Here is a 6,331-nt window from a genome sequence, read left to right on the forward strand (position 1 = left end):
TCCGACGAATTCCCGAGGTGGCCATTGATATTGTATCCGGCGAAAACCGCTTGCTAGCCTCCCGTCCATGCGCCGGATCACCCGCCAACTGCGTACGTACCTGATGATGCTGCTGATGGCGGCATTCGTGGTCGTTCCGGTGGCCGACGTGCTGGCCTGCGCGGTCGAACCGCACGACACCACTGCGGTGCACGTGGAAAGCAACACCAACGATGCCGAGGGTGACAGTGACCGCAAGCACGCCGGTGCCTGCAGCCACAACCACTGCCACCACTCCAACCTGAGCCTTCCGGCCAGCACCCTCGCCGCCTTCGGTGCGCCACTGCCGGCGCGCTGGATGAATGCCGGCGACGCGGCGACCTATGCGGTCGCCCAGGATGAATTGACGCGTCCCCCCCGGGCGTGAGTTGAGCGCGTCCCGCGATTGCGGGCTCCCGTTTCACTCACAACCGGAATCCCCCTATGTCGATCCTGACACCTCGGTCGCTGCGTGCGGCCGGGCGGGTCGTCGCCGTGTTGCTGGGCCTGGCCCCGGCGGCATCGGTGATGGCGCAAGCCGCCCCTTCCTACGACACCCTGCTTGAACGCCTGGACCAGCTGCCCGGTACCCGCGTCGGTGCGGCGCTGGCCGAGGCCGCCGATGCGCGCGCCGACCAAGCCCGTGCGTTGCCCAACCCTTCACTCTCCTACTCCGCCGAGAACGCCTGGGGTACCGGCTCCTATGGCGGCATGGGCAAGGCCGACAGCGTGCTTACCCTGTCCCAGCCGTTGGAGGTCTGGGGCCAGCGCGGCGCGCGCGTCCGTGCGGCCCGTGCCGAGGCCCAGGCGGCCAACCTGCGTGGCGCGCAGAGTCGCAGCGACGTGGCCAGCCAGCTGGCGGTGGTCTATGCACAGGCGGAAAGTGCACTGCGCCGCTACACCCTGGCCGAGGAAGCACTGTCACTGACCCGCGATGACGCCAACGCCGTCAACGCCATGGTCAAGCAGGGCCGCGAACCGCAGCTGCGTGCGGTGCAGGCGCAGAGCGAAGTGGCCAATGCCAGCGCCGCGCTGGATGAGGCGCAGGCCTTCCGCGACGCCGCGCTGGCCCGCCTGGCCGGCACCGCGCTGCTGGATGCGCCGGTGCAATCGATCGACGACAGCCTGCTCGACCGTGCGCCGCCGCTTCCACGCGGTGCCATCGATACCGCACTGGCGGTGCGCATCGCTGAAGCCGAGGCCGATGCGGCGGGCAAGCTGGTCGACGTGGAGCGCAAGCGCGCCCTGCCCGATCTGAGCGTCACCGCCGCGCAGACCCGCTTCCGCGAGGGGGGCGAGCGTGCCTACAACCTCGGGCTCAGCCTCAGCATCCCGCTGTTCGACCGCAACCGCGGGGGCATCCGCGCCGCCACTGCCGACCAGCGCGCGGCCGAGGCACGCCTGGACCAGCAGCGCCGCGACAGCGAGGCAGAGCGCCTCTCCGCGGTGGCCGGGTTGAAGGCCGCCAGCAGCCGTACCCGCGCCGCCGATGAAAGCGTGGTCGCCGCCGAAGAGGCGTATCGCCTGGCCCGCATCGGCTTCGACGCCGGACGCATCTCGCAGCTGGAACTGCGCAGCACGCGCAGCGCCCTCATCGCCGCCCGCGCCGCCGCTGTGGATGCGCGCCTGTCGCGCGTCGGCGCGGAAATCGATCTTGCCCGCCTTGAAGGGCGCGCACCTTTTGTGGAGGCCCCATGACTCTCTCCCGTACCTTCCCGCTGATCGGCGGCGTGCTGCTGACCGTGCTGCTGGCCGGCTGCGCAGGCAATGCGCAGACACCTGCAAATGAAGACTCCGCCGCGGCCAAGGCGGGCACCGACGATGGCCATGGCCACGCGACCGACAGCAAGGAAGCCAAGGCGCCGGCTGACGCCGATGAAGGCGTGGTGCCGCTGACCCCGGAGCAGATCAAGGCGTCCGGTATCGAGGTGGTCGCCATCGGCCGCGGTGGCGGTGGCTCGACGCGCCTGTCCGGCCGCGTCGAGCCGTCGGTGGGTGCCCGTGCCTCGGTGGCCTCGACCGTGACCGGCCGCGTCGAACGCGTGCTGGTCGCACCGGGCACCGCAGTGAAGCAGAACCAGGCCCTGGCCATCGTGGTCAGTGGCGAAGCGGCGGTGTTCCGTGCCAATGCGCTGGCCGCCTCGGCCGAAGCCGAGGCCGCGCGCCTGGCCTATGGCCGCGACAAGGCGCTGGTCGACCAGGGCGTGGTCGCGCGCCAGGAGATGGAAGCCTCGCGCGCACGTTCGCTGGCGGCACAGGCGCAGGCCGCTGCCGCGCAGGCCCAGGCCGCCGCCAACGGCGCGCCCGATGCCAGTGGCCGCGTGCGCATCACCAGTCCGGTGGCCGGCATCGTCGGTAACGTGCAGGTCACTCCGGGCGGTGTGGTCGCCGCCGGCAGTGCAGTCGCCGATGTAGCCGACCCGTCGATGAACGAGCTGGTGTTCACCGCACCGCCGGCGCTGGCTGCACAGGTCACGCCGGGCATGAAGCTGGAAGTGAGCGTGCCGGGGGGCAGCTTCACCGCCACCGTCACCGGCTCGGCCGCCGATGTCCGCCAGCAGGGCGGCGTCGCGGTGATCCGCGCCACGCCGGTGGATGCGTCGCTGCCGCCGGCCGGTTCGCCGGTGTCGGCCGTGGTGGTCACCGAAGGCCAGGACGGCTCGCTCAGCGTGCCCGCCGATGCGGTGCAGAACGTCGATGGCAGCAGCGCGGTGTTCGTCGCCGTCGAAGGCGGCTTCAAGGCGCAGCCGGTGCTGGCCGGGCGTCGCGCCGGCGACCGTATCGAGATCCTCGGTGGGCTGACCGGCAACGAGCGCATCGTCGGTGCCAACGCCTTCCTGCTCAAGGCCGAACTGGCCAAGGGCGAAGCCGAGCACGGCCACTGAGGAGGCGACCATGTTCAAGCTGATCATTGAAACAGCGGTGCGCCACCGCTGGCTGGTGGTGTTCATGGCCGCGCTGATCGCCGCCGTGGGCCTGTTCCAGCTCGGCAAGCTGCCGATCGACGCGGTGCCGGACATCACCAATCGCCAGGTACAGATCAACACGGTGGCCCCGGCGCTGACCCCGGAGCAGATCGAACGGCAGGTGACCTATCCGCTGGAAACCGCGCTGGCCGGCATTCCCGGCCTGACCACCACGCGTTCGCTGTCGCGCAATGGCTTCTCGCAGGTCACTGCGATCTTCACCGATGCCACCGACATCTACTTCGCCCGCCAGCAGGTGGCCGAACGCATGCGCGAGGCATCGGAGGACCTGCCCGATGGTGCGTCGCCGATGCTGTCGCCGGTCACCACCGGCCTCGGCGAGGTGCTGATGTGGACGGTGGACTTCACCGCGTTCGATCCGGCCAAACTGGCCAAGCCCGATGAAGCGGGCTGGCAGGCCGGCGAGGTCTACCGCACGCCGGAAGGCAACCTGCTGCGTACACCCGAAGAACGTGCGACCTACCTGCGCACCGTGCAGGACTGGATCATCGCGCCGCAGATGCGCTCCAGCCCGGGGCTGGCCGGGGTCGATACGGTCGGCGGCTACGTCAAGGAATACGGCGTGCATCCTGACAGCGCCAAACTGGCCGCGCATGGCCTCGGCCTGGCCGACCTGGTCACTGCCCTGCAGCGTTCCAACGTGCAGGCCGGCGCCGGCTTCGTGCAGCGTGCCGGCGAAGGCCTGGTGGTGCGTGCCGATGGCCTGGCGCTGACCACCGAGGATCTTGCACAGGCGCCGGTGGCCACCCGCAATGGCGTGGTGGTACGCGTGGCCGATGTGGCCACCGTGGAGCTGAGCCGCGCGCCGCGCCTGGGTGCAGCCAGCCGCAACGGCCACGAGGCTGTGCTGGGCACCGCGCTGATGATTGCCGGTGGCAACAGCCGCACCGTGGCGCAGGCCGCGGCCGCGCGTCTGGAACAGGTGAACACGTCGCTGCCGGCCGACATCGTGGCCGCACCGGTGCTGGACCGCAGTGTGCTGGTCAATTCCACCATCAAGACCGTGGCCAGGAACCTCACCGAGGGCGCGCTGCTGGTGGTGGTGGTGCTGTTCCTGCTGCTGGGCAACCTGCGCGCGGCCACCATCACCGCGCTGGTGATTCCGCTGTCGTTCCTGTTCGCGGTGATCGGCATGAACCGCTTCGGCATCAGCGGCAACCTGATGAGCCTGGGTGCGCTGGACTTCGGCATCCTGGTGGACGGTGCGGTGATCGTGGTCGAGTCGACACTGCTGATGCTGGGCCAGCGCCGTGCCGAACTGGGCCGTGCGCTGACCGCGATGGAACGCCTGCGCGTGGCCGCCGATTCGGCGCTGAAGATGGCGCGCCCGGCGGCGTTCGGCCAGCTGATCATCCTGCTGGTGTTCGCGCCGATCCTCACCCTGGAAGGTGTGGAGGGCAAGACGTTCCACCCGATGGCGGCGACCTTCATGCTGGCTCTGGTCGGTGCCTTCCTGTTCTCCTTCACTTTCGTGCCGGCGATGACGGCGCTGCTTGTGCGCGAGCCGAAGCTGAAGGACGGCGATGCACATGCGGACGACGGCGAGCACGAGACCAGGCTGATACGCGTGCTGCGTGCGCGCATCGAGCCGGTGATCCGCAAGGCCGTGGCGCATCCGCGCACGGTAGTGGCCAGTGCGGTGATGATGATGGTGGTGGGCATCGGCTCGTTCTCGCTGCTGGGCCGCGAGTTCATGCCGACGCTGGACGAAGGCAACGTGGCGATGCAGGCGTTGCGCGTGCCGTCGACGTCGCTGGAGCAGTCACTGGCCATGCAACTGGCGTTGGAAAAGGTGATTGCCACGCAGCCGGAAGTGGAAACCCTGTTCTCGCGTACCGGTACCGCCGAGGCGGCGATCGATCCGATGCCGACCAATATTTCCGACAGCGTGATCGTGCTGAAGCCGCGCAAGGACTGGCCCGATCCGAAGTTGGCCAAGGACGCGCTGGTGGCCCGTTTCGAAAAGCTGGCTGGGCAGCAGCTGGGCAACAGTTTCGAGTTCAGCCAGCCGATCGAACTGCGCTTCAACGAGCTGATTTCCGGCGTGCGTACCGACCTGGCCGTAATGATCTTTGGCGATGACTTCGGCCAGCTGCAGAAGGTGGCCGACCAGGTGGCGTTGAAGCTGCGTGCGGTGAACGGCGCCGCCGACGTGCGGGTGGAGCAGATCTCCGGCCTGCCCACGCTGAACGTGGCGATCGATCATGTGGCGGCGGCGCAGTACGGGCTGACTGCGGCGGATGTGAGTGATGCACTTTCCACCGGCATCGGCGGTACCGCGGCCGGCAAGATCTTCGAAGGCGACCGCCGCTTCAACGTGGTGGTGCGCCTGGACGATGCCTCGCGCAACGATCCGGACCAGCTGGCCTCGCTGCCGATCGCCACGCCGTCGGGGTTGGTGATTCCGCTGTCGTCGGTTGCGCGCATCACGGTCAGCGAAGGGCCGAACCAGATCAGCCGCAACAACGGCAGCCGCCGCGTGGTGGTGCAGGCCAACGTGCGTGGCCGTGACCTGGGCGGCTTCGTCGGCGAAGCGCAGGCCGCGGTGGCCGACGTGGCACTGCCGCCAGGTGCCTACCTGACCTGGGGTGGCCAGTTCGAGAACCTGCAGCGCGCGGAAAAGCGGCTGGCGACGGTGGTACCGGTAGTGTTCCTGCTGATCGGCAGCCTGCTGTTCATGGCCCTGCGCAGCGGCAAGGAAGCCATTCTGGTGTTCAGCTGCGTGCCGTTGGCGCTGGTCGGCGGCATCCTCGCACTGCTGCTGCGGGGCATGCCGTTCTCGGTGTCGGCGGCGGTCGGCTTCATCGCCGTCTCCGGCGTAGCCACGTTGAACGGCCTGGTGCTGATGCAGGCGATCCGCGAACGCCTGGACGCCGGCGACCTGCCGTTGCAGGCGGCGATCAACGGTGCGTCAAGCCGCATCCGAGCGGTGCTGACCACCGCGCTGGTGGCGATCGTCGGCTTCATTCCGATGGCGATCGCCAGCGGTTCCGGTGCGGAGGTGCAGAAGCCGCTGGCGACGGTCGTGATCGGTGGCCTGATCACCGCCACCGTGCTGACCCTGCTGGTGCTGCCGACGTTTGCGGCACGCGTGGCCAAGCCGCGGGCGGTAGGCTGAGGTGAGAGGGGGTCGGGGGCCCCCCCCCGCGGGCGGGCGCCCCCCCCCCCCCCAACACCCCCCCCCCCCCGGCCCCCCCCCCCGGCGCCCCCGCGGCCCCCCCCCCCGGGGGCGCGGGCGGGGCCCGGGCCCAACCCTCGGGGGGGGGGGAGGCGGGGGCCCCGGCCCGGCGAGCGTGATGCGATCGGGTCGGAGCCCCGCCCGAAGG

Annotated in this window: 4 protein-coding genes; all 4 read left to right on the top strand. The window is 69.9% G+C overall.

The window, feature by feature from the left end; translation table 11 throughout:
• Window positions 1–67: 67 nt before the first annotated feature.
• From RCF13_RS07165 to RCF13_RS07180, 4 genes are read left to right on the top strand one after another with little or no spacing between them, the layout of a single operon-like run.
• Window positions 68–406 (top strand): hypothetical protein, encoded by a 339-nt coding sequence (locus tag RCF13_RS07165; RefSeq protein WP_134969470.1) that lies wholly within the window; start codon window positions 68–70, stop codon window positions 404–406.
• Window positions 407–462: 56 nt separating this feature from the next.
• Window positions 463–1,716 carry a TolC family protein gene (locus RCF13_RS07170; RefSeq protein WP_231352400.1) on the top strand — a complete coding sequence of 418 codons (1,254 nt, stop codon included), beginning with the start codon at window positions 463–465 and terminating at the stop codon, window positions 1,714–1,716.
• Entirely contained in the window at window positions 1,713–2,903 is a 1,191-nt protein-coding gene (locus tag RCF13_RS07175) for an efflux RND transporter periplasmic adaptor subunit (protein WP_231352401.1), read from the top strand. The genes RCF13_RS07170 and RCF13_RS07175 overlap by 4 nt, the downstream gene beginning before the upstream one ends.
• Before the next feature lie 10 nt (window positions 2,904–2,913).
• Complete coding sequence (locus RCF13_RS07180; protein ID WP_134969023.1) at window positions 2,914–6,123, top strand: CusA/CzcA family heavy metal efflux RND transporter; 3,210 nt, start codon at window positions 2,914–2,916, stop codon at window positions 6,121–6,123.
• Window positions 6,124–6,331 lie beyond the last annotated feature (208 nt).

It is taken from the genome of Stenotrophomonas maltophilia group sp. RNC7 (assembly GCF_030910085.1).
Lineage (GTDB): Bacteria > Pseudomonadota > Gammaproteobacteria > Xanthomonadales > Xanthomonadaceae > Stenotrophomonas > Stenotrophomonas sepilia.